The following is a 23,353-nucleotide window of genomic DNA, read 5'->3' on the forward strand; positions in this document are numbered from 1 at the left end:
ATATAAAATTTAGTTTGACAATTTAAAATTGCGGTGCTTAAATGTTAAGTAACCGGTTACGTAAAAATGAGGGATAATAAATTGACTACTATTAGGGATGTTGCACGTGAAGCAGGAGTTTCTGTTGCAACCGTATCAAGAATTATCAATAACAAAGGGGAAGCCAGCCCCGAAACGATCGCTCGCGTAAAGCGGGTAATAAAGGAATTGAATTACAAGCCCAATTCATTGGCAAAGAGTCTGTCAAAAAGAAACTCGGATTTAATTGCGCTTCTTGTACCGACATTAAGCAATCCATTTTTTCCTGAGCTTGTTAAGGCCATAGAGTCCGCGGCAAATGAACAGGGATATAACATCTATTTGTGCAACAGTGATGATAAAAGATTCAAGGTAAAGTATTATCTGGATTCGATGGTGGACCATTATGTCAGCGGTGCCATTATCAACTCCTTGCATGTAGATGAAAAAGATTTGGAAATGCTTGAAGAACGCGGAATTAAAACGATCACGATCGACCGTGCCAATTTTGAACATCCTTATTCTGCTGTGACAGTGGACCATCAGCTGGGAGCTGAACAGGCGGTTACGCATTTAATTGAGGATGAAGGCTGCCGAAAGATTGTCTTTATATCAGGGCCTCGAGGAGAAAAAAGTGCAGAAGACCGTTTAAAAGGATTTAAACATTCTATTGAGAAATCGGGACTTCCTGTGGAAACATCTGTTGTCTATGGAGATTTTGGCACTGAAAGCGGATATCATGGCCTTCAGTCGCTCATCGAGAAAGGAACAGTTTTTGACAGTATCTTCAGTTCAAATGATGCCATGGCAATTGGCGCGATGAAGGCGTGCTATGAATATGGCATTAAAATTCCTGAGCAGGTTAAGGTGATTGGATATGACAATATCAGCTTTGCTTCTTTTATGGCCCCGTCCCTTTCGACGATTGATCAGAGAAAAGGGGAAATAGGGAAATTGGCCATTCAGGAATTAATTCGGTTAATTCAGAACGGTGAGGAAAAGCCGAAACAATACCGGCTTGAACCTCAAATCGTCATCCGGCAATCAACGAAAACAACAGGGGGTATTTGACTTGTATAAATTAGGACCATCATTGATGTGTGCGGATCTGGGAAACTTGGAAAGAGATATAAGAGAATTGGATGCTGCTGGAGTTGATTTTTATCATATTGATGTGATGGACGGGAAGTTTGCGCCTAATTTTACATTAGGCCCTGACTTCGTCAAGACGGTGAGAAGAATCACAGATAAGCCGCTTGACATTCACCTTATGATTGAAGAACCAGAACGGTATATTGATCTATTTGCTGAGTGTGAGGTTGAAATGATTTCAATTCACCAGGAGTCTACCCCGAATCTTCAGCGTGCCCTTGCTCAAATTCAGAGCCGAGGCATAAAGGCAGGGGTAGCCATTAATCCTGCAACTTCACTGGATTTTCTTGACTATGTCTACAACGTAACCGATTACGTAGTTGTCATGACGGTGAATCCAGGCTTTGCCGGGCAGAAATTCCTGCCAGCGATGTATAAAAAAATTGCAGAGTTGCATGAAAGAATTAGTACATACGACCGGGATATTGAAATTCAGGTGGATGGAAATATCGGAGCGGAGACAATCCCTGGGTGCAAGGAAAACGGGGCTACCATGTATGTGTTAGGAACAAGTGCGGTCTTTAACAGTCATCATTCTTTAGAGGAAAATGTAGCAAATACAAGAGAACTATTTAAATAGAATTGGAGGAACCCCAAATGAAATACGATATTGTAGTAGTTGGAAGCATCAATATGGATGTCATTGTTCAATGTCCTCAATACCCAGAGTATGGAGATACGGTTTTCTGTAACTCCATTGCGATGACCCCAGGCGGGAAAGGGGCCAATCAGGCTGCGACCGTTGCCCGGCTAGGCAAAAAGACGGCTCTTATTGGTGCTGTCGGCAAAGATAGTGCAGGGAGTAGCTTGTTGCAGAATCTGCAGTCAAAAGGTGTAGATACCACCCATATGCTTGAAATTGAAAACCAGGGGACCGGTACATTTGTTGCCATGGTGGACAGTACTGGAGAAAACACGATGGTGGGCACAAAAGGGGCCAATGACTTTATCACAAAAGAAGATATTGACGGGATCTTTAATCAAATTGAAGCAAAAATCCTTCTAGTTCAGATGGAAACAAGCAAAGAATCCATTATTGCCGCCATGAAAGCCGCAAAAGAGCGCAATATGTATGTCATTCTTGACCCTGCTCCTGCAGATGGGATCTTTGAGGAAGCCTTCCAATATGCCGATTTAGTGGTTCCGAATAAACAAGAAACAGAGCGAATTACAGGCATTGAGGTAACAGACCAGGAAACAGCGTTGCTGGCGGCCAAGAAAATTAGAGAGATTGGCGTTTCTGATGTGATTGTGAAAATGGCTGAAAACGGCAGCCTGGTTTATCAAAACGATGTTCCTACACTAATTGATGCGATTAAAGTAACAGCAGTGGATACAGTAGGAGCGGGGGACTGCTATGCAGGTGCCATCGCCAGCGCTTATTTAGATACAAACGACTTAATCGAAGCCGCAAAGTTTGCAAGCGTAGCAGCAGGCATTAAAGTTTCCCGTACCGGAGGCCAGGATGCCATTCCAACCTTGGAAGAAGTAGAAGAGTATAGGAAAACCGTGTCTGTATAATTTGATAGGTAAAATAAAGACCTGGATTGATGAACTCAATCCAGGTTTTTTACATGTGATATCTTTTATTTTTTTACATCAAAAATATAAGGATTCCCGCTCATGCTCTTTCTCATTTCTGCTGTAACCTCAAGAGGCTTTTGTTCTAATCCCCCTTTAATACTGATTTTGCCGCTTCCATCGTAAAACATGCAAATACCCCCCTTTTTTAAATGTTCTTAATAAAGAACATTCGGTTAGAATTCATTTTACTCGTTCGCCTCGAGTTTTTCAATCACAAATCTTTTTCGGTAGCGTGTTCATGACAGCAACGGTATTTAATTAGGTTTAAATATGAATTATTATATTGAAAAAATATCTTTTGTGGCATCAGCTGGAAAGGTCTGAAAAACAAATTTATAATAGCCTGTGTTCTTTATAAAAAATGTTGTTGGGGGATTTAGGAAGGAGGCAGGCAGCCGGGAGTGAGTCTCTCTATTTTAAAGGAAAACGTTCCTGTGTTTTCAACGTTTGTATCAAGTTATTACATCCATGTCTCCATTTCTTTAAAAATCTTATTCTTTCTCATTATTTATAACAATATACTTTATAATGGAGAAAATACAGGAAGGAAGAGGTGATCACTTGAATAGTAAAATGACCCAGTTGTTTAATGATCAAAGGAGTGTTCATGTGTTATATCCCTATAATGGAATGGAGAAATACATTGAACAGGCGGTGCGTTTTATCCAAGATGGCATTACGGCGGGGGATTGCGTTATTTTTATTGAAAATGACCGGAATTACCCTATTATTTACAAAGAACTAAGCAGGGTCGTGACGCAGGATCAATTGAAATTCCTTCATCATGTAAACAACTTTGATTTTTATTATTCAAGTGGCAGCTATCATCCTCCTTCCATCACGAATTACTTTAATGAAATGGTGCAGCCATATGTGGAGGAAGAAGTCTCTTTCCGATCCTGGGCACATGTGGAGTGGGCCACGATGAAGGACCCGCTGCATCTAATAGAAGACTTTGAGAAAGTCGTGGACGGAGCTGTAAATCTGATGTCGTTTCCATTGATTTGTGCGTATGACGGAGACAAAATGCCAGATCACCTTCGAACGATTTTGATGGAAACCCATCCATATATTTTAATGGAGGATGATTTAATACTCTCCGAACAATACCAGCACCTGGTTTAATGAAGAATAATAGACGATAAGCTCAGGAATTTTCCTGGGCTCGTTTTTATGTAGGTCGTTTATTATTCGATCATTTTGTCTATGTATGAAGGCACTTTCTATTTAAATAAATAATTGTGAATATTGCATGACTTTTTAGCGTAATTGTATTTTATCTATTACAATTCCTATATAATGGAATCTAAAAGCGTTGGGATGATTATTTTCCATTAATTGTAGGTAGAAGCCCCTGCGACTTACAGGAAGGGACGATTTTATTGAGAGAGATGTATTCTTCCATTGTCGAAAATATTAAAAGTGCAATAATGGTCATTGATCCACAGAATATGGTTGTTTCTGTCAATCAGCAGTGTGAAAAACTTCTGAAAGTAAATCGGGAAGATATTTTATATAAGGACATCTTTCAGGCTTTTCCTGATGCACCCGAGGAAGTAAGACATATTGAAAACGCAATGAAGTATGAACAGGAATATGTTGTGGATGTTATGCCGTATAAATGGGGTCCGTATAACGCTTATTTTACCTTGCAAACCAAACTTCTATATGAAGATGGCCTGGTTGTCGGTGCCATGGCGGAGTTCTCAGATATAACCAAGTATATTGAACGGGAGGCTGCCCTCAAAAAAAGTGTAGAGGAAATGGCAGCGAATCTAGTGCCCATTTCTTGTTCGATTGCGGTGCTTCCATTAACTCAGCCAATCGTATCAGAATTGGAGCCAGGGTATTTTATCGAAAAGGTTCTGACCTCCGTTCACTCGCTGCAAATAACGAAGGTCATTTTAGATGTTACGGCAATCTATGAAGCTGATGCAAATTTTTATGATTCCATCACACTTCTTGCTCGTGGAATGAAATTAATTGGAAAGGAAATGATTCTCACCGGGTTTCGCCCGCAAGTAGCAAAACAAATGGCAGCGATGGGAGTCAATTTACGGGGTATAGAGATCTATCCTACTTTAAAGAGAGCCATGGAAGTATACTAATTGCAAAAAGTACAGCCTTCCGATTACCTGGCAGGCTGTTTTTATGATAAATATAATAGTCTTGCGTCATCTTGTGTGGCAAGGAGAGCTGGTTTTAAAAGGATGACCGCAAATCATCTCCTCAGAGACAATTTGCGGTCTTTTTTGCTTTTATTCCAAATTTGCATGCCTGCCAAACATGGTCTTTGAGTCCTGGCCTTTTTTCTCCATGACCCTTAAAATGATAGAGTCGAAAAATAATAGGAGGGTTTGCTCAAACAGTGAGCCCATTGGCTGTATGGTTTCAGACTGGCCAGATGACTGATCCTTTGGAGCACCAGGCATTTGGACGGTGATGTTTGCCAGCCTTCCAATGGTGGACTCAGGCTTGATTGTTACCGCAGCGATGGTTCCGCCGATGCTTTTGGCTTTTTCGGCCATGGAGACTAGGCTTTTGGTTTCGCCAGAGCCTGAAGCGACAATCAGGATGTCGTCCTGTTCAAAGTTTGGCGTCACGGTTTCACCGATGACATAAGCGTCGAGCCCCATATGCATCATTCTCATGGCAAAGGACTTGGCCATCAGCCCGGAGCGGCCAGCCCCCGCTACAAAGATTTTCTTCGATTCAAGAATGGAGTTGACGAGGTTTTCGGCTTCATCACCATCAATGTAATCAGGTGCCCCTTCCAGCTCTTTCAAAATTTCCGCTAAATATTGAGTCGTATTCATAGGTGTTATCCTTGCTTGATCATTTCCTGCATTTGGGCCGCAGCACCTTTGAGATCGTCCTGCCCGGTGATTCCTCCACCGACAATGACAAGATCCGGCTGCGCTTTAATCACTTCAGGAAGCGTATCGAGCTTGATGCCGCCTGCGATCGCTGTCTTCGCATTTTTAACGACGTCTTTGATTGCTCTCAAATCTTCAAAAGAGTTCTGTCCCACTGCCTGCAGGTCATAGCCTGTATGAACGCAGATATAGTCCACGCCGAACTCATCCAGTTCTTTGGCACGTGCTTTTTTATCTTTGACCGCAATCATATCCACGAGGATTTCTTTCCCTTGTTTTTTGGCTTCGGCTACTGCCCCCTTGATTGATTCATCTTCGGCAGCACCCAGAATGGTGATAATGTCGGCACCTGCTTCAGAGGCTTTCATCACTTCATAGCCAGCTGCATCCATAATTTTAAGGTCAGCCAGGACTTCCAGGTTCGGGAAGGCATTTTTCATTTCTTTTACGGCTTTCAGGCCTTCGTTAATGACGACCGGCGTGCCGATTTCAACCACATCAATATATTCCTCAACTTGTTTCACAAGCTCAATTCCCTCAGGGATGTTCACTAGATCCAATGCTAATTGCAATTTCATTTTGCTTCACTCCTCATGTTTTAAGCCTCGGTGAACAGTAGTAATATTCCCTATTCGTCTCCACTCAGTGTTGTAAGGATATTCCTTTCTGCTATTCCACCGGAATTACTGCAAGTATAGTACGTAATCCATCCTTGTGTAAGTACGCACTTTTATTTTACATAGTGCTAAAAAGTATACTAAGTGCTATGGAGTAAACTATGATAGTGGCAGGGAGTGATGAGAATGTCACGTTTGGAAGATAAAACATTTAACTGTGAAAAGGAATTAACCCTTTCCGTCATTGGCGGAAAATGGAAGATGCTGATTCTGTGGCATCTTGGGAAAGAAGGGACCAAGCGATTTGGGGAGCTGAAGTCCCTGATGCCGGGAATCACTCAGCGAATGCTGGTGAATCAGCTGAGGGAACTGGAAGAGGACAGAATTGTTGAGCGCAAAGTCTACCCGGTCGTTCCTCCAAAGGTGGAGTATTCCCTGACGGAACAGGGGGAAAGCTTGATGCCAATTCTGGATTCCATGTATGAGTGGGGGAAGACTTATATGAAGGATGTCGGTCTGGCGCCATTGGAGCGGAGTGAGCAGTACGAGCAAGAAATGGGTGTAAAAAAATGACGTGTGAGCAGCCACACGTCATTTTTTTATTGCCTTTATGAATTTTAGAGTATTTCGTAATCGGTCACATTGCGCTCCACGACGCGGGCACTGTCAACGCCCACAAGGTTGCCGTAGTTGGAGTAGAAGGCGTTGGAAGCGATGATCGCTTCCATTGCCAGCTTGACGGCCGCGGTGCTGATTGGCTCGATGGGGTTTTCGACGGTCAGCTTGGATGTTTTGCCAAGACTGGTGACGAATTGCAATTCCAGGGTTTTAGCCATGGTTACTACCTCCTTTCTTGTTTAAAAATAGGGATTAAAAGATATCATAGTTGTCAGTGCGCTCCACGGAGACCAGCGGGTAGGCGCTCAAGGTTCCAAGCGCTGTGGCTGCCTGTTGCAGCTGGTCCGGAGTGGCGGTTTTCCTCACATTGGAGTACGCCTTTCCTTTTAAAATCGCCTCGCCTTTTTCGTTCATGCCGGTTTCGAACATCAGTGTGATGCGTGAATTCTTCATCATTGCCTGTGCCATTGTTCATCACCTCCTTTCACCCTCTATATACGGAGAAATGGAGGAAAAGGACAGGGTGGGGCATATTTTATTTTGAGATTTTTCGGATGTTTTTATTTTTTTAGTTGCAAAAGCGTTTACATTCTGTTTATAATACAGATAAATCGATTTACTAAACCGATTTAGTAAAACGGTTTAGGATCAAACTTTCTCAGGAAAGGGTTCATGCTATGAAAAATGTAATTGTTCCAATGAATGCTTTTAATTACTTAGAAGTTTTAGAGAAAGGGCAGGCTTCGTTCATTCGTTTGATTGCTGAAGCTGGCGCCTTTGGAGTGGAAATCCGCCGGGAATTATTGCCGGAACAGGATCTTTCAATAGAAACCATTCGAAAAGAAATTCAACGATATTCACTGTTCACCGTGTATTCCGCACCGGTGGAACTCTGGAAAGAGGACGGCAGCTTAAACTCAGGGATCTTGGAAAGAACCTTTGAAGAGGGACGGGTGCTCGGTTCCAAGTGGATCAAGGTCTCCCTTGGCCACTTCCATCGGGAACATTCAGATTTGAAAGCCTTGAGAAACTATCTGTCCCGGCAGCCGGATGTGCAGCTGCTGGTTGAAAACGACCAGACTCCTTATGGCGGGAATGTTGAGAACTTAGCTTCCTTTTTTGAAAGCGCCACCGAACAAAGTGTGCCTGTCAAAATGACATTCGATGCCGGGAACTGGTTTTACGCGAACCAGGACGTGGAGGAAGCCTTAAGCAAGCTGGCGCGGTACGTTGGGTATCTGCACCTGAAGCAAGTGGAAGTTCAAGACGGGGAACTGGTGACATTGCCCCTTGTAAAAGGCGGGGGACACAGTTGGGAAAAGGTGAAGGAGAGCCTTCCAGCCGGGATTGTAACGGCCCTTGAGTTTCCGATTGAACCGAAGGAAAGAACGAAAAAGTATATCGAGATGATGACAGAAAGCGAGGTTCTATCATGAAGGAATTAGATGTTGTGACCTTTGGGGAAGCGATGGCGATGTTCATGGCGAGCCACCTAGGCCCCTTGCATGAGGTCAGCCAGTTTACCCGCGAGCTTGCCGGGGCTGAAACCAATGTAGCCATCGGGCTTGCCCGGCTTGGTCTTCGTTCTGGATGGGCCAGCAAGGTAGGGGACGATGCTTTTGGAAGGTTCATCATGGAACGGCTCAAAAATGAAAACGTTGACACTGGGCATGTTATCACCGACAATCAGTATCCGACAGGGTTTCAGTTAAAATCCGTAGTGACGTCCGGGGATCCTGAGGTCCAGTATTTCCGGAAGGGATCGGCGGCCAGTCATTTATGGATCGGTGATTTCGATGAACATTATTTTAAACGTGCCAGGCATCTGCATATGACGGGAATTCCCCTGGCTCTATCGGATAGCGCAAGATCCTTTGCCAAACATACTTTGGCTTTTATGAAACAGAATGGAAAGAAAATCTCATTTGACCCGAACCTGAGACCAACCCTTTGGAACACGGAAGAAGAAATGGTGAGGGAAATCAATGAAGCTGCGTTTCAGGCGGATTACGTTTTGCCGGGAATCGCGGAGGGCGAAACCTTGACCGGCTTCCAGCAGCCGCGGGATATTGCTTCCTTTTACCTGAATCAAGGGGTTGAAGCGGTGATCATCAAGCTTGGTGCCGGGGGAGCTTATTTTAAAAGTCGAACAGAAGAAGGCTGCATTCCGGGATTCCACGTGGACAAAGTGGTCGATACCGTTGGAGCAGGAGATGGATTTGCCGTAGGAGTGATTTCAGGACTCCTTGAAGGGCTTTCTATCGGGGAAGCGGTGTTAAGAGGAAATGCGATTGGCTCACGGGCTGTCCAGTTCCCTGGCGACAATGATGGCTATCCAACAAAAATAGAACTCGAAGATTATATAAAACGAAACCTAGAAGGAGTGAACGAACATGAATCAAACCCTTGCTAAGAAGAGATGGCTGTATTTAATCCCGATTGCATTTATTACCTACAGTCTTGCCTATCTTGACCGAGCCAATTATGGATTTGGGGCAGCGGCGGGGCTGGCTGAGGACCTGAACATTACGGCGGGTACTTCTTCGTTATTAGGTTCGCTGTTCTTCCTGGGCTACTTCTTTTTCCAGGTGCCTGGAGCGGCATTTGCGGAAAAGAAGAGCGCCAAGCTGTTAATTTTCTGGTCCCTGATTTTATGGGGATTGCTGGCGACAGCTACCGGAATGGTGACCGACATTAAAGCATTATTTGTGATTCGCTTTACCCTTGGAGTCGTGGAAAGTGCGGTTATGCCGTCCATGCTTGTGCTTCTGAGCAACTGGTTTACAAAGGCCGAGCGTTCCCGGGCCAATACGTTCCTGATTTTAGGAAACCCGGCAACGGTTTTATGGATGAGCATTGTGTCCGGCTATCTCGTTGAATCTGTCGGCTGGAGATGGATGTTTATCATTGAAGGTCTTCCGGCTGTCATCTGGGCCTTTATCTGGTGGAAGATTGTCAACGATAAGCCTCGTGAAGCAAAATGGCTGACAGATCAGGAAAAGAACGATCTGGAAAAGCAGCTGGCGAAAGAACAAGAAGGCATCAAGCCGGTGAAAAACTACGGAGAAGCATTCCGTTCCAAGCCCGTTATCCTGCTAAGCGCGCAGTATTTTCTTTGGAGCATTGGGGTCTATGGGTTCGTGATGTGGCTTCCTTCAATCATTCAGGCAGCGCCGAACATGAATATCGTGAAAACCGGCTGGCTGTCGTCTGTTCCTTATATTCTGGCGGTGGTTCTAATGCTTGTGGCTTCGTATTTCTCTGATAAAACAATGAACAGGAAAGCATTTGTGTGGCCATTCTTGCTGGTTGGGGCTGTGGCATTCTATGCATCCTATGCCATCGGAACGGAGCATTTCTGGATTTCCTTTATCCTGCTGGTCATTGCCGGTGGCGCGATGTATGCCCCGTATGGACCGTTCTTCGCGATCATTCCGGAAATTCTGCCTCGCAATGTGGCCGGTGGAGCCATGGCGTTGATTAACTCCATGGGAGCACTTGGTTCCTTCCTTGGAGCCTATGTTGTTGGCTATTTGAATGGTGCGACAGGCGGGTTCGGCGCTTCCTACATTTTCATGGCCGGGTCACTGTTTATCTCAGCCATTTTGACCATCTGGGCGGTAAAAGCGGGAAAAAAGGAGAGCAGGCAAAGCCCTAAGGTTGTGGCAAGTGCGTAATGAATCTTACTGGATTTTGAGGATGGCCAAATTGAAAGCGCCATCCTCACTTTTTTATAAAAAGTAAGCCTATCTGTCTGACGCTGGATAATTTGGAGATTTGCCGCTAAAATGAAGCTAGCAGCAGAGGAAAGAGGAAGATAGGCATGCAGAAAGTAACGATGGCCGACGTGGCCAGGGAAGCTGGAGTTTCCAAAAGCACGGTTTCCCAGTTTTTAAATAAGCGGTATGAATACATGGGGGAAAAGACGAAGCGTAAAATTGAGGAAGCCATTGAAGCCCTCGGCTATCAGCCTAATTTTATCGCCAGAAGCCTGAAGCAGAAGCGCACTTCGATGGTAGGGATCATCGTGGCGAACATCACGCACTACTTTTCAACCGAGGTCACCCGGGCAATTGAGGATTTCTGCCACCAGCATGATTTGCATGCGATTGTATGCAATGCCGATGACGATCCGGAGAAAGAGAAGAAATACATTGAAATGCTGCAGGCCAAGCAGGTGGACGGCCTGATCATTTTTCCGACCGGGAAAAACAATGAGCTTTATAAAAGCATGGTGAAGCAGGGCTATCCGGTGGTGTTTGTTGACCGCAGCGTGGAGGAGCTTGAGGTGTTTTCCGTGATTACGGACAATGCCCAGTCGACCTACAGAGCGATTCAGCATTTTATTAATGGCGGCCATAAGCATATTGCCTTTGCTGTGCAGCCGCTGACGGTTTCGACACGGATGGAACGGCTCGAGGGCTATAAAAAGGCGTTGAGGGATGCGGGACTTGAGATCAATCCTGACTTCATAACGGAAGCCAGCATTCCGGAGATGAAAGGGAAGCTTAAGAAGCTGTTTTCTCTGGACGTGAAGCCGACCGCCCTGTTTGCGGCAAATGACCGGGTGTTTATGGCGGTGACGGAATTTCTAAAGGAAAAAGGGATCCAGCCGGGGAAAGATATTGAACTGGTGGTCTTTGACAATATTCCATTCCTTCATTTGCTCGAGACTCCGATTTCGTTCATTACCCAGCCGGCGGCGGAAATGGGAACTAAGGCGGCGGAGCTGTTGTTTCAGCAGATCAACCAGGAAGAGAAAGAGCCGGAAGTGTTTGTGTTTCCGAGCAGATTGACTTAGGGGCTGGAGGAGAGTTTGTGGTTCGGCCCCTTTGTATTGGGTGTTTGATAAACCGGTTTAGTAGAATGTTGAGGAGTGTTCTTAATGAAAATACAATTGGCATTGGATCGGATGACCATTCCAGAAGCGGTTGGGATGGCGGAGAAGGTGGCACAGTCCGTTGACTGGATCGAGGTCGGAACCTCTCTGATCAAAGAGTTTGGCGTTGACAGTGTGAAGGAAATGAAACGGGCATTCCCTGACAAGGTGATTGTCGCGGATATTAAAACGATTGACAATGCGCGCTATGAATTTGAAATGTGCTTTGAGGCCGGGGCGGATGTGGCGACTGTCATGGGAGTGTCGCCGCTTGTGACGATTGACGCCAGTATGGAGGTTGCGGGGCGTTATGGCAGAATGGTGATGATTGATTTGTTAAATACATCTGAAGAGCAGCAACGGGAGCTGTTGAAGTATAAAGATGCCATCTTTTGCGAGCATGTCAGCAAGGACCAACAGGAAGAAATGGGGGCAAAGAATCAGGGAAGAGGAAGCTCCATCTTTTCTGGTGAAAGGATGGTGGCGGTGGCCGGGGGAATTACCCTTTCGTCGCTTGTGCAGCTGCAGCGGACACTAAAGCCCGAGGTGGTAATTGTCGGTTCCGCAATAACGAAGGCGGAGAACCCATCAGAGTCGGCGGCCCAGTTTAAAGAACTGATTTTACACGGAGAGGGGAAATAAATCATGTCTTATCTACCAACGATTTTAAAAGAAGTGGAAGCGGTCCTGGGACAGGTAGAAGAGGGAAAGCTGAAGGAAGTGGCAGAGCAGCTGGTAAAGGCGAAGCGAATCTTCGTCGTCGGAGAGGGACGTTCCGGCTTGATGGGAAAATCCTTCGCGATGCGGCTGATGCACCTCGGGGCAACGGTTTACGTGGTCGGGGAAACAATTACCCCATCGATTGAAGAAGGAGACTTGCTGGTGGCCATCTCAGGTTCCGGGACCACCAAAAATGTTGTGTGGACCGCGGAAAAGACCGGGTCGCTCGGGTGTTCAGTCATTGCTGTGACCACCAATCCCGAATCCCCGCTGGCGGCAGCTTCAACCGGGGTGGTCCACGTGCTGGCCGCAACCAAATATCGCCGCGAAAACGAGCTAAAAACCATCCAGCCGCTCGGCTCCCTGTTCGATCAATGCGTGCATATCATCTTTGACTCCATTTGCTTGCAGTACAGTGAGCTGAAAGAAGTGGATCACGCGGAGGCCTTTGGAAGGCATAGTAATTTGGAGTAGCAGCGAACGGGGTCAGGCACCCTTTAGTTTACTAAAGGGTGCCTGAACCGTGGTGCGGTAAAGTGCTAAAGGGGGTCAGACCCGCAGTGCGGTGAAGTACTAAAATAATCAAACGATTGATTAATTTGAGGTTGATAGGACAGGGTTAGTGGGCCCTTGGCCTAGAGTAAATGATTGTGGAAATTCAAATGTGAATTTTAGATATTGCAAAGAACGAGCTGGGTGTGATCAGCTCGTTCTTTTTATTTTTAGGAAAGGGACAGTCTATTTTACTAAGAAAGAAGGCCAAATCGCCTTGAATGCCGCTTGAAAAATAAAAGGGCGGGATTGAAAGATAAAAATAGGTAATTGAAATATAAATTCGATGGTTTGGAAAATAAAGTGGAGTTCTTGAAAAATAAGAGGTTGGCTTTGAAAAGTAAAAGGTGCGGAAGAGGCTCCTGGGTGCCGCTTGGAAAATAAAAGGGCGGAATTGAAAGATAAAAAGAGGTAATTGAAAAATAAATTCGATGGTTTGGAAAATAAAGTGGAGTTCATGAAAAATAAGAGGGGGGCTTTCGAAAATAAAAGGTGCGGAAGAGGCTCCTGGGTGCCGCTAGGAAAATAAAAGGGCGTAATTGAAAGATAAAAATAGGTAATTGAAAAATAAATTCGACGGTTTGGAAAATAAAGTGGAGTTTTCGAGGGAGTATAAATTATTTTGTGTAAATGAATTATTCTTTAATAAAAGTAAGGGGCATATCCCTATAAACGCCACCTAAATATGGCTAGTGATTAGTCTTTTAGCCGGTCTCCAAAAATTATCTTGAACTGACTCTTACATTCTAGCCAACTTGGTATTGGGTTACCCCATTTTTCTACTATACCTGTTGTAGCTAGATAAATGATTTTCCTAAGCGCATTGTCTGTCGGATATGCCGACTTGGTTTTCGTTACTTTTCTTAACTGCCTATGATAGCCTTCCACGGTATTGGTGGTATAGATCATTTTTCTTATATCGGATGTATAGGCAAAAAAGGCAGTTAACTCTACCCAGTTCTCTTCCCAAGAGGAAATTACTTTTTTATATTTGCTTGACCATTTTTCCTTAAGTTTACCGAATTGTAATTCCGCTTCTTCGATAACGGATGCTTTATAAACTTTCTTTAAGTCATTCATAAACTCTTGTCGATCCTTTGTAGCTACATACTTCATACTGTTTCTAATTTGATGTATGACACATAACTGAATATCTGTTTGCGGAAAAGTGGACTGTATTGCTTCGGAGAAGCCTGCAAGCCCGTCTTTACAGGCAATCAGGATATCTTCGACCCCTCGGTTTTTTAAATCTGTACAGACACTCAGCCAGAAACTGGCGCTCTCATTCTCACCAATCCAAATTCCAAGGATGTCTTTCACACCTTGAGAATTGACTCCAAGGACTGTATAGGCAGCTTTATTAATAATGCGGTTCTCATGACGTACTTTAAAGTGAATGGCATCCAAATAAACAATAGGATACACGCGTTCCAGTGGCCGGGATTGCCATTCAAAGACCTGTGGCAATATCTTATCTGTAACTTTGCTTACTAGGCTGGGGGACACGTTGACTCCATAAATATCTTTCATATGGTCCTCGATGTCCCTAGTCGACATTCCTTTTGAATATAGAGCAATAATTTGTTCTTCCAGACCGTTGATAGAGGTCTCATACTTTTTTACAATTTGAGGCTCGTATTCACCTTTTCGATCCCTAGGAATATGTAGCTGTGTGTTTCCGAATTTAGTTTTAATTGTTTTTTTACTGTATCCATTCCGACTATTACCTGAGTTATTTCCAATCTGGCTATGTTTCGAGTAACCTAAGTGTTCTTCAATCTCCGCCTCGAATACAAGCTGTAGCGTTTCTTTAAAGAGAACTTTCATCATGGCAAGAATATCGTCTACTGATTCACATTCCAGTGCTAGATCCCTAATTGTTTTGTTTTCAAAGCTATGCATAAATGATCATCTCCTCATTGGAAGTTATAACCATTTACACAAAATTAAATACGCTCTCGTTTTCGAAAAATAAGAGGGTGGCTTTGGGAAATAGAAGGTGCAGGAAGGCCCCCGAAATGCTGCTTGGAAAATAAACTAGTGAAATTGAAAAATAAAAATAGCTGTTTGGAAAATAAATAAGTGATTTGGAAAATAAAGTAGAGTTTTTGAAAAATAAGAGGTCCGTTTTGGAAAATAGAAGTTGCAGGAAGGCCACCAGATTGCCGCTTGGAAAAAAAGTCGAGTTATTAAAAAATAAATTTCTCTTGCCTCCGTCATTATTTAAGGGTTACTATACATGTAGTAACCTTTTGGATAATCAATTAACATCATTTTGAAAGGAGGCACGATATCTCTTGAATTTTAGGATTTATTTGTTGGCGATTGTTTCGTTTGTGGTTGGGATGGCCGAGCTGATTGTCGGGGGGATCCTGGACATTGTGGCTGGCGGCCTGGAGATTTCGCTCAGTAAAGCGGGCGAGCTGATTACGATTTATTCACTGGTGTTTGCGATTGCGTCTCCTGTGCTTCTGACCTTGACGGCGAAAGTGGAGCGGAAAAAGCTGCTGCTGGTGACGCTGGTGCTGTTCTTCTTTGGGAATCTTGTGGCGTTTTTCGCTCCTAATTACTGGGTGATTTTTCTGTCACGCATTATCTCGGCCGCGAGCGGTTCGCTGTTGGTGGTGTTGTGTGTGACGATTGCGTCCAGCATTGTGAAAGAGGAGTTCCGGGCCCGGGCCATTGGCATTATCTTCATGGGAATCAGCGGCTCCCTTGTTTTAGGGGTGCCGATTGGACTTGTGATCGGAAATCAGTTTGGCTGGCGCTCGCCGTTCCTGTTTATTGCGGCGCTTACCCTGGTTTCGATGGCCGGAGTTTATTTCATGTTAAATAAAATCCAGCCGAAGCCGATGGTATCTTTGGGTGAGCAGTTAAGGACTCTGAAGAATTCAAAGATTTTGTTTGCCCAGCTGGCATCTGCCTTATTTTTAACAGGGCATTTAACGCTTTATGCTTACCTGACTCCGTTTCTTCAGAGTGCTTTGAACCTTAATTCCACCTGGATCTCCATTTTTTATTTTATCTTTGGTGTGTCTGCGGTGATCGGCGGCGGACTTGGCGGATTCATGGCGGACAAGTGGGGTTCGAAGCGGAGCATTTTGACGATTATCATCGTTTTTGGCGTGGCGCTGATCTCACTGCCTAAGGCAGCCTTTTCGATTACGCTCTTTGTCATTTTGATGATGATCTGGAGCATGCTGAGCTGGGCGATTTCTCCCGCGCAGCAGAACTATCTGATCGAAACCTCGCCGGAAACGGCTGATATCCAGCAAAGCCTGAACAATTCAGCCCTGCATCTCGGCATTGCGTTAGGCTCGGTCATTGGCGGTGTGGTCATTAATCATTATTCTGTCATGCATAACGCAGCTGTTGGCGGAATCTTTGTCTTCCTTTCCCTGCTCTGTGCGATCTATTCGATTACACGGGGTCAGGTGAAAAGCACGAGCAGAGAGGCTCAAGAAATTATTTAGAGGAGGTGGACGTGGTGATGAACAGGGGAGACCTCTTCATCATCATGTGTAAATGAGTGTTCATATTAATGCAAAACAAGGTGAAATCGCTGAAAAAATCCTGCTGCCTGGAGATCCTTTGCGGGCCAAGTACATTGCCGAGACGTTTCTCGAGGATGTGACCTGCTATAACGAGGTGCGTGGAATGCTTGGTTTTACAGGAACGTATAAAGGAGAAAGAGTCTCCGTCCAGGGAACCGGCATGGGGATTCCATCGATCTCTATTTACGTGAATGAACTGATTCGTGAATACGGCGTGAAAAACCTGATTCGTGTAGGTTCCTGCGGGGCGATCCACGATGATCTCCATGTGCGCGATGTCATCCTTGCCATGACAGCTTCGACGGATTCGAATATGAACTCCCTTACGTTCCCGGGGATTGACTATGCTCCGTGTGCCAACTTTGATTTGCTGAACAAGGCTTATCAAATCGGCCAGGAACAGGGCATTGAAATGAAAGCTGGAAATGTCCTTTCTGCGGATGTTTTTTACCGTGACAGCATGGACATTGTGAAGAAGCTTGGGGATTATGGCGTAATGGCGGTTGAAATGGAAACTGCGGCGCTTTATACATTGGCTGCAAAATACGGAGTGAAGGCTCTGTCCATCCTTACAGTAAGCGACCATATTTTTAACGGGGAAGATACAACGGCCGAAGAAAGACAGACAACCTTTAATGACATGATGGTTGTGGCACTCGAGGCGATCATTAATCAATAACAAAAACAAGCAGGGGAGCGTCCCCTGCCTGTTTTTTAATAGCGCAGCCTTAATAAAAGATTCTTGATTTCCTCATCCTGCATCAGCTGGTCTTCATATTTCCTCGTGATTCTGGCCAGGGCAACATCATGGTAGAAGAATTCCGCAAAAAATTTAACAAATGGCCCTGATCGGGTAATCATCGCCTGCCAGGAGTCATTTTCAACGCCGGCGAACAGGATGCTCTCCTCATCGACAATGATTAAGCGGTTTTTCTCCAGCTTCTGATGTTCCTGATTGGGAGACAGATTGTAGTAGGTGGACAGCGGAATGTCTTCTTCTAGCTCTCCGACAATGAGGGCCTCGATTTTTACTCCGGCCTGTTCCTTTTCCAGTAACAGCGGCAAATATTCCTCCAGCTCGTCTTTCCAGAGTGAAATATGGATGGAGTACCTTGCTTCCTCGAGCAGCTGTTTTCCTTGCAGCACGATGGAGGAATCGACCTTCAGGCTCCATACCCGGTCATCGGTAACAATTTTTTTACCAGTATTGTTTTTCAATTGTTCAAGGTTGGACTGAAATTCCTTCGTCAGCTTTTCGATTACAAGCTGTAAGGGCAGGGCCGTATAGAGCTTTTTCTTTTCAGAAACGGAATCGAGGACTAACCCTTTTTCGATCATCCGCGAGATCACTTCGTATACTTTTGCCTTTGGAACCCCGGAGTACTTTACAATGAGCGTGGCATCCAGCGGCTCATCTGATGATGACAGAACCTCGTATACTTTGCTTTCATATTGTGAAAATCCAAATTTTTGCAGCATGATGACGACCTCTTTTTATTAAAATTTCCAAGATACAGAATAGATTGATTTCATTCTATGAGATTAAAAATGTTTTGTAAATGCCTGTTAAGCTGGCAATTTTTTTACCAACATTTAAAATTCTAACATTTATTTTTCCTCTTTACAGAAAGGGTTACCACTGATATAGTAATCTCGTAGTTATCGTTATTGTACAATTGTTCCCCTGGAACCACAATAGGGGATTCTATCAGGTTAAAATTTTTTAATGAAAATGAAAGCGCTCGCGGTAGCGCATTAGGAGGAACCAGCATGAGAATGGTTGATCTTATTGAAAAAAAGCGTGATGGATACGAGTTAACAAAAGAAGAAATTCAATTTATGATAGAAGGATTTACAAGCGGGGATATACCTGACTATCAAATGTCAGCGTTTTCGATGGCCGTTTTCTTCAAGGGAATGACAAAAGAGGAACGCGTCCATTTGACACAGGCGATGGTTGAGTCCGGTGATCAGATTGATCTTTCCGGGATTGAAGGGATCAAGGTCGATAAACACAGCACAGGCGGTGTTGGCGATACGACTACTTTGGTGCTTGCGCCGCTCGTTGCTTCAGTGGGTGTGCCGGTGGCTAAAATGTCAGGCCGCGGACTTGGTCACACAGGAGGAACCATCGACAAGCTTGAATCCGTAGAAGGTTTCCATGTGGAAATTACAAATGATGAATTTACTCACCTTGTGAATACTAACAAAGTGGCAGTCATTGGACAGAGTGCCAACCTGACACCGGCGGACAAAAAGCTTTATGCGCTCAGAGATGTAACCGCTACAGTGGACTCCATTCCGCTGATCGCGAGCTCGATTATGAGTAAAAAGATTGCTGCTGGAGCCGATACGATTGTTCTTGATGTTAAAACAGGCAGCGGAGCGTTCATGAAAAGCCTTGATGATGCAAAGGATCTGGCCCAGACGATGGTGGACATCGGAAACGGTGTAGGACGCAAGACTAAAGCCATCATTTCTGATATGAGCCAGCCGCTCGGATTTGCAGTCGGCAATGCGCTGGAAGTGAAGGAAGCAATTGATACGCTTAAAGGCGAAGGACCTGAAGATCTGCATGAGCTGTGCCTGACTCTTGGCAGCCACATGGTGGTGCTTTCAGGGAAAGCGGAGAACGACAGCCAGGCGCGTGAAATGCTGGAAGATTCCATGAAAAACGGAAAGGCATTGGAGGCTTTTAAAACCTTCCTTGGTGCCCAGGGCGGAGATGCTTCGGTTGTGGATGAGCCGGCAAAGCTTCCGACTGCGTCTTATCAAATCAGCGTTCCAGCTAAAACTTCAGGCTTTGTAGCTGAAATCACTGCAGAGGAAATTGGAATTGCCGCGATGATGCTGGGAGCGGGAAGGGTGACAAAGGATTCTGTCATTGATTTGGCCGTTGGTGTGGTTCTCAACAAGAAAGTCGGGGACAAGGTCCAGGAAGGCGAGGCGCTGGCCACCATTCACAGCAACCAGGAAAACGTGGATGAAGTGATGGAAAAGATTAACGCCGCTTACAGGCTTACTGGTGAAAAGGTAGACAAGCCGACCCTGATTTATACCGAAATTCACTAAGATGGAGGCAGGAACATGACAGCCAATTTAAATAGAATGATCGACCATACATTATTAAAAGCAAATGCAACAAAAGCGGAAGTGACCAAGCTTCTAGAGGAAGCAAAGGAATACAAATTCGCATCCGTCTGCATTAATCCAACGTGGGTTAAGACCGCAGCAGAATTTCTGAAGGATACACCTGAAGTGAAGGTCTGCACCGTCATCGGGTTCCCGCTAGGGGCATCAACTCCGGAAGTCAAGGCGTTTGAAACAAAGAATGCCATCGAAAACGGCGCGGACGAAGTGGACATGGTGATCAACATCGGCGCCCTGAAGGACGAGCAGTTTGACCTGGTTGAAAAAGATATCAAAGGTGTTGTGGATGCCGCGAAAGGCAAAGCGCTGACAAAGGTGATCATTGAAACCAGCCTCCTCACAGATGAGGAAAAAGTGAAGGCCTGCCAGCTGGCTGTTTCAGCCGGAGCGGACTTTGTCAAAACCTCCACTGGTTTCTCAACTGGCGGCGCGACGGTGGAAGATGTTGCGCTGATGAGAAAAACAGTCGGACCAGACGTCGGTGTGAAGGCTTCAGGCGGTGTCAGGAGCCTGGAGGATGCAGAAGGTGTGGTCAAAGCCGGCGCCAATCGGATTGGGGCTAGCTCCGGTGTGGCCATCATGAACGGCCAGAAATCCTCTTCTTCTTATTAAAAACAGATGGGCTGGCCTAGTGCCAGCCTGTATGCTCAAACCAAATCACTGTTGAACGGAGAATGAACGATGGATATGAAAACATTAATTCACCAGGCTATTGAAGCCCGGAAAAAAGCGCATACTCCTTATTCAAACTTTCAGGTAGGGGCGGCCGTTTTAACTAAAAATAAGCAGGTGTTCCTTGGCTGCAACATTGAAAATGCTTCTTACGGACTGACTAACTGTGCCGAACGAACGGCCATTTTTAAAGCGGTTTCGGAAGGGGAAAAGCATATTGAAGCCATTGCGGTTGTTGGGGACACAGATGGCCCAATTTCACCATGCGGTGCCTGCCGTCAAGTGCTGGCTGAATTTTGTGATGAACACACGAAGGTTTATTTAACGAATCTAAAGGGTGACACGATCGAGACTACGATTCAGGATTTGCTGCCAGGCTACTTTTCTTCAAAGGATCTTGGAAAATAGGTTTGTAAATGAAAGCGTACACAGCTCAGAATGTCATCTTACATCCGGGAGGAACTCACAATGAAATATCTCATTGCGATCGTTGGGTTGCTTGTTGTATTTGGACTGGCTTACATGGTTAGCAATAATAAGAAGAATATTAAATTTAAACCGATTATCATGATGGTCATCATCCAGATGATCCTTGCATTTTTACTACTAAATACAACATTGGGTCTCGTTTTGATCCAGGGAATTGCCGGTGTGTTCACGAAATTGCTGGAATATGCGGGCAGCGGGATTTCCTTCGTGTTTGGAGGTCTGGCGAATGAAGGGGAATCTCCTTTCTTCATCAATGTCCTGCTTCCAATTGTCTTTATCTCTGTTTTAATCGGAATCTTTCAGTATCTTAAAATACTTCCTTTTGTCATGAAAGGAATCGGGTTATTGCTCAGCAAAGTGAATGGCATGGGGAAACTGGAGTCCTATAACGCCGTCGCTTCTGCGATGATCGGCCAGTCGGAAGTATTCATTACGGTGAAAAAGCAGCTTGGCCAGCTTTCCGAGCAGCGGCTGTACACTCTGTGTGCTTCCGCGATGTCAACGGTATCCATGTCGATTGTCGGAGCGTACATGACGATGGTCGAGCCGAGGTATGTAGTGACTGCTCTTGTCATCAACCTGTTTGGCGGCTTTATCATTGCCTCCATCATTAATCCGTACGATGTGGATCCGGCCGAAGATATTCTGGACATCCAGGAGGAAGAAGAAAAGCAAAGCTTCTTCGAAATGATCGGGGAGTACATCCTTGATGGATTCAAAGTGGCCGTGATTGTCGGCGCGATGCTGATTGGTTTCGTTGCCTTAATGGAAGGAATTAATAATGTCTTTGATTTAGCTTTCGGCATCTCCTTCCAGCAGATCCTTGGCTATATCTTCTCACCAATTGCCGTGATCATGGGAGTTCCTCTTGCGGAAGCCGTACAGGCAGGCGGCATTATGGCCACGAAGCTTGTCACGAATGAATTTGTTGCCATGATGGATCTTGCTAAAATGGCAGAAGACTTCAGCCCGCGCACACTGGGAATCATTTCCGTCTTCCTTGTCTCCTTTGCCAACTTCTCCTCTATCGGAATTGTGGCAGGTGCTGTTAAAAGCTTGAACGAACAAAAAGGCAATGTGGTCGCAAGGTTTGGATTAAAGCTTTTATACGGAGCTTCATTGGTAAGTGTATTATCCGCTGTGATTGTCAGCATTATTTTATAGATTCCGGAGCAGCCCGATACGAGGTTTCATCGAGGACCTCCCGGATTCATTGGAAACAGCCCTTTAGGAAAAAATCTTAAAGGGCTGTTTTTTCATATTCAATAGTAGATATAGGAACCGGTTATATCCTTTACAAATATAGTTACTGGCACCGCCTTCGCCAAATAACATGGCAGCCACACTCGCTGCCCAGCCTAATGCAATAGAAATTTCTGCTGCTCTATACTATACCACCTCTGGGCTTGTTTAAACCTGTGATGTTATAGGGATAAAGTAATTTTTTGATTTTTTTAGAGGAGGACCGTGTTTCAATGATAAGAGGGATTCTTTGTTTTTGCTAGACGGTTGGATAATGGGTTTCAATTTTTTTAAGGTGACTGATGTGAGGTGTTTAAAATAAAAGGTAGATTTAGAATCTTGTTCGCAGGGAGGACGCGGGTCTAATGATACAACTGTTCTTAAAAATGATTTAATACAATTGTTCACGGTGTGGACAGGGGTTATGCAATAAACGTTGTTTTTTAAAATGACCTAACATCCGTGGTCATGGAGTGGAGAATGTTTTTTTCTAAGTTTTATGATTTCTAGTTACATTTTTTAAGGAACTGACTGCCGCCCTTGTTCACAGGGAGGCCACGGATTTTTCAATAAACTAAGTTTTATGTTTACAAAGTTACCTTGTAAAAGGAACTATCAGACCCGGTGTTCACGGTACGGACACAGGTTTTTTAATAAAACAAAATAATCGATGCATAACTGAAAATAATCGATGCATAAATGCAACTTATCCATCAATAAATGAAAATAATCAATGCATAACGGCCAAGTGCCGTGGAACTGGACATCAAGGGGATTTGGTAAAACTCCTGTATAGTTCTTTTGGACCGGATGTCTTATACTCATGGTAGGGGGGTGGAGAAATGGCTACGAAAAGTCATGAATTAGCGAGTGGCTGGACTTTGATTGCGCATCGATCTTACAAGCTGTTTTCGAATGAGAATTTGTATGTTCTGATCGATCAGGATAATGACGTGGCGATGCAGTTCGCCGTGAGAGACCAGGAGTTTGAGGTCGTCTCCTCCAATTGGGGCTTAAACTTCAAGATGATTCCTGCATTTAAAACGATCAAGGTGCTGAATGTTCCTGAAGAAGATGAATGACGGATGGGGGAATGCCGTGCTCCAGACATGGAGCGGTCTCTGTGCAGGTCCCGATGCACTTTTAAGTTAAAAAGAACCTACCAAACTTACTAAGCTTGGATAGGTTCTTTTTTTAGCGGGCTGCCTCAATTTTTACAAGTCGCAAAGA

26 protein-coding genes are annotated in these 23,353 nt (G+C 44.7%); 19 read left to right on the forward strand and 7 right to left on the reverse strand.

The window, feature by feature from the left end:
• The first annotated feature begins 66 nt into the window (after window positions 1-66).
• From EV146_RS16480 to EV146_RS16490, 3 genes are read left to right on the forward strand one after another with little or no spacing between them, the layout of a single operon-like run.
• Complete coding sequence (locus EV146_RS16480; RefSeq protein ID WP_258235964.1) at window positions 67-1,089, forward strand: LacI family DNA-binding transcriptional regulator; 1,023 nt, start codon at window positions 67-69, stop codon at window positions 1,087-1,089.
• A 1-nt stretch (window position 1,090) separates the two neighbouring features.
• On the forward strand, window positions 1,091-1,750 hold the full coding sequence (rpe, locus tag EV146_RS16485; RefSeq protein WP_132008346.1) for a ribulose-phosphate 3-epimerase: 660 nt from the start codon (window positions 1,091-1,093) through the stop codon (window positions 1,748-1,750).
• A gap of 17 nt (window positions 1,751-1,767) precedes the next feature.
• On the forward strand, window positions 1,768-2,691 hold the full coding sequence (locus tag EV146_RS16490) for a ribokinase (protein ID WP_132008349.1): 924 nt from the start codon (window positions 1,768-1,770) through the stop codon (window positions 2,689-2,691).
• A gap of 65 nt (window positions 2,692-2,756) precedes the next feature.
• Here EV146_RS16490 and EV146_RS28180 read toward each other — a convergent pair whose 3' ends face one another.
• Window positions 2,757-2,882 (reverse strand): hypothetical protein, encoded by a 126-nt coding sequence (locus tag EV146_RS28180; protein ID WP_258235963.1) that lies wholly within the window; start codon window positions 2,880-2,882, stop codon window positions 2,757-2,759.
• 445 nt (window positions 2,883-3,327) lie between these two features.
• Here EV146_RS28180 and EV146_RS16495 point away from each other — a divergent pair, with 445 nt between their 5' ends.
• Complete coding sequence (locus tag EV146_RS16495) at window positions 3,328-3,879, forward strand: MEDS domain-containing protein (RefSeq protein WP_241993935.1); 552 nt, start codon at window positions 3,328-3,330, stop codon at window positions 3,877-3,879.
• A 266-nt stretch (window positions 3,880-4,145) separates the two neighbouring features.
• Complete coding sequence (locus EV146_RS16500) at window positions 4,146-4,862, forward strand: PAS domain S-box protein (protein WP_241993940.1); 717 nt, start codon at window positions 4,146-4,148, stop codon at window positions 4,860-4,862.
• 150 nt (window positions 4,863-5,012) lie between these two features.
• Here the strand turns inward: EV146_RS16500 and hxlB (EV146_RS16505) are convergent, their stop codons facing one another.
• Together hxlB (EV146_RS16505) and hxlA (EV146_RS16510) are read right to left on the reverse strand one after the other, a co-directional pair.
• Complete coding sequence (gene hxlB / locus EV146_RS16505; protein WP_132008358.1) at window positions 5,013-5,570, reverse strand: 6-phospho-3-hexuloisomerase; 558 nt, start codon at window positions 5,568-5,570, stop codon at window positions 5,013-5,015.
• 5 nt (window positions 5,571-5,575) lie between these two features.
• Window positions 5,576-6,208, reverse strand: a complete 633-nt coding sequence (hxlA, locus tag EV146_RS16510) for a 3-hexulose-6-phosphate synthase (protein WP_132008362.1) — start codon at window positions 6,206-6,208, stop codon at window positions 5,576-5,578.
• A gap of 225 nt (window positions 6,209-6,433) precedes the next feature.
• Between hxlA (EV146_RS16510) and EV146_RS16515 the strand changes: the two genes are divergently transcribed.
• Window positions 6,434-6,820, forward strand: a complete 387-nt coding sequence (locus tag EV146_RS16515) for a winged helix-turn-helix transcriptional regulator (RefSeq protein ID WP_132008365.1) — start codon at window positions 6,434-6,436, stop codon at window positions 6,818-6,820.
• 44 nt (window positions 6,821-6,864) lie between these two features.
• Here the strand turns inward: EV146_RS16515 and EV146_RS16520 are convergent, their stop codons facing one another.
• Together EV146_RS16520 and EV146_RS16525 are read right to left on the reverse strand one after the other, a co-directional pair.
• Window positions 6,865-7,083, reverse strand: a complete 219-nt coding sequence (locus tag EV146_RS16520; RefSeq protein WP_121610668.1) for a DUF2922 domain-containing protein — start codon at window positions 7,081-7,083, stop codon at window positions 6,865-6,867.
• A gap of 34 nt (window positions 7,084-7,117) precedes the next feature.
• Window positions 7,118-7,333: a DUF1659 domain-containing protein gene (locus tag EV146_RS16525; RefSeq protein WP_132008368.1), complete on the reverse strand. Its 216-nt coding sequence runs from the start codon at window positions 7,331-7,333 to the stop codon at window positions 7,118-7,120.
• 209 nt (window positions 7,334-7,542) lie between these two features.
• Here EV146_RS16525 and EV146_RS16530 point away from each other — a divergent pair, with 209 nt between their 5' ends.
• The 6 genes from EV146_RS16530 to hxlB (EV146_RS16555) all read left to right on the forward strand — a co-directional run bounded on the left by EV146_RS16530 (window position 7,543) and on the right by hxlB (EV146_RS16555) (window position 12,938).
• Window positions 7,543-8,301, forward strand: a complete 759-nt coding sequence (locus tag EV146_RS16530) for a sugar phosphate isomerase/epimerase family protein (RefSeq protein ID WP_132008372.1) — start codon at window positions 7,543-7,545, stop codon at window positions 8,299-8,301.
• Window positions 8,298-9,278: a sugar kinase gene (locus EV146_RS16535; RefSeq protein ID WP_132008375.1), complete on the forward strand. Its 981-nt coding sequence runs from the start codon at window positions 8,298-8,300 to the stop codon at window positions 9,276-9,278. Before EV146_RS16530 ends, EV146_RS16535 begins: the two co-directional genes overlap by 4 nt.
• Window positions 9,259-10,542 carry an MFS transporter gene (locus tag EV146_RS16540; protein WP_132008378.1) on the forward strand — a complete coding sequence of 428 codons (1,284 nt, stop codon included), beginning with the start codon at window positions 9,259-9,261 and terminating at the stop codon, window positions 10,540-10,542. The genes EV146_RS16535 and EV146_RS16540 overlap by 20 nt, the downstream gene beginning before the upstream one ends.
• A gap of 146 nt (window positions 10,543-10,688) precedes the next feature.
• Complete coding sequence (locus tag EV146_RS16545) at window positions 10,689-11,666, forward strand: LacI family DNA-binding transcriptional regulator (protein ID WP_132008381.1); 978 nt, start codon at window positions 10,689-10,691, stop codon at window positions 11,664-11,666.
• A gap of 84 nt (window positions 11,667-11,750) precedes the next feature.
• Window positions 11,751-12,386, forward strand: a complete 636-nt coding sequence (gene hxlA / locus EV146_RS16550; RefSeq protein WP_132008384.1) for a 3-hexulose-6-phosphate synthase — start codon at window positions 11,751-11,753, stop codon at window positions 12,384-12,386.
• Window positions 12,387-12,389: 3 nt separating this feature from the next.
• A complete protein-coding gene (gene hxlB, locus EV146_RS16555; protein ID WP_132008387.1) occupies window positions 12,390-12,938 on the forward strand; it encodes a 6-phospho-3-hexuloisomerase in 549 nt (182 codons plus the stop codon).
• A 774-nt stretch (window positions 12,939-13,712) separates the two neighbouring features.
• On the opposite strand, the gene EV146_RS16560 is transcribed toward hxlB (EV146_RS16555), so the two are convergent.
• Entirely contained in the window at window positions 13,713-14,918 is a 1,206-nt protein-coding gene (locus tag EV146_RS16560) for an IS256 family transposase (RefSeq protein ID WP_132008390.1), read from the reverse strand.
• Window positions 14,919-15,313: 395 nt separating this feature from the next.
• On the opposite strand from EV146_RS16560, the gene EV146_RS16565 reads away from it, so the two are divergent.
• Window positions 15,314-16,489, forward strand: a complete 1,176-nt coding sequence (locus tag EV146_RS16565; protein WP_132008393.1) for an MFS transporter — start codon at window positions 15,314-15,316, stop codon at window positions 16,487-16,489.
• Between the two features lie 52 nt (window positions 16,490-16,541).
• Window positions 16,542-17,249 carry a purine-nucleoside phosphorylase gene (gene deoD, locus EV146_RS16570; protein ID WP_132008396.1) on the forward strand — a complete coding sequence of 236 codons (708 nt, stop codon included), beginning with the start codon at window positions 16,542-16,544 and terminating at the stop codon, window positions 17,247-17,249.
• 35 nt (window positions 17,250-17,284) lie between these two features.
• On the opposite strand, the gene EV146_RS16575 is transcribed toward deoD, so the two are convergent.
• A complete protein-coding gene (locus tag EV146_RS16575; RefSeq protein ID WP_132008399.1) occupies window positions 17,285-18,049 on the reverse strand; it encodes a TrmB family transcriptional regulator in 765 nt (254 codons plus the stop codon).
• Between the two features lie 291 nt (window positions 18,050-18,340).
• On the opposite strand from EV146_RS16575, the gene EV146_RS16580 reads away from it, so the two are divergent.
• The 5 genes from EV146_RS16580 to EV146_RS16600 all read left to right on the forward strand — a co-directional run bounded on the left by EV146_RS16580 (window position 18,341) and on the right by EV146_RS16600 (window position 23,205).
• Window positions 18,341-19,642, forward strand: a complete 1,302-nt coding sequence (locus tag EV146_RS16580) for a pyrimidine-nucleoside phosphorylase (RefSeq protein WP_132008402.1) — start codon at window positions 18,341-18,343, stop codon at window positions 19,640-19,642.
• Between the two features lie 15 nt (window positions 19,643-19,657).
• On the forward strand, window positions 19,658-20,332 hold the full coding sequence (gene deoC, locus EV146_RS16585) for a deoxyribose-phosphate aldolase (RefSeq protein WP_132008405.1): 675 nt from the start codon (window positions 19,658-19,660) through the stop codon (window positions 20,330-20,332).
• Between the two features lie 69 nt (window positions 20,333-20,401).
• Entirely contained in the window at window positions 20,402-20,800 is a 399-nt protein-coding gene (locus tag EV146_RS16590; RefSeq protein WP_132008408.1) for a cytidine deaminase, read from the forward strand.
• A gap of 60 nt (window positions 20,801-20,860) precedes the next feature.
• Window positions 20,861-22,045, forward strand: a complete 1,185-nt coding sequence (locus tag EV146_RS16595; protein ID WP_132008411.1) for a NupC/NupG family nucleoside CNT transporter — start codon at window positions 20,861-20,863, stop codon at window positions 22,043-22,045.
• A 920-nt stretch (window positions 22,046-22,965) separates the two neighbouring features.
• The gene (locus EV146_RS16600; protein WP_132008414.1) at window positions 22,966-23,205 is read left to right on the forward strand and encodes a hypothetical protein; all 240 of its coding nucleotides are present in this window, start codon (window positions 22,966-22,968) and stop codon (window positions 23,203-23,205) included.
• The last annotated feature ends 148 nt before the right edge of the window (window positions 23,206-23,353 follow it).

The sequence above is a fragment of the Mesobacillus foraminis genome (assembly GCF_004340465.1).
GTDB lineage: Bacteria > Bacillota > Bacilli > Bacillales > Cytobacillaceae > Mesobacillus_B > Mesobacillus_B foraminis.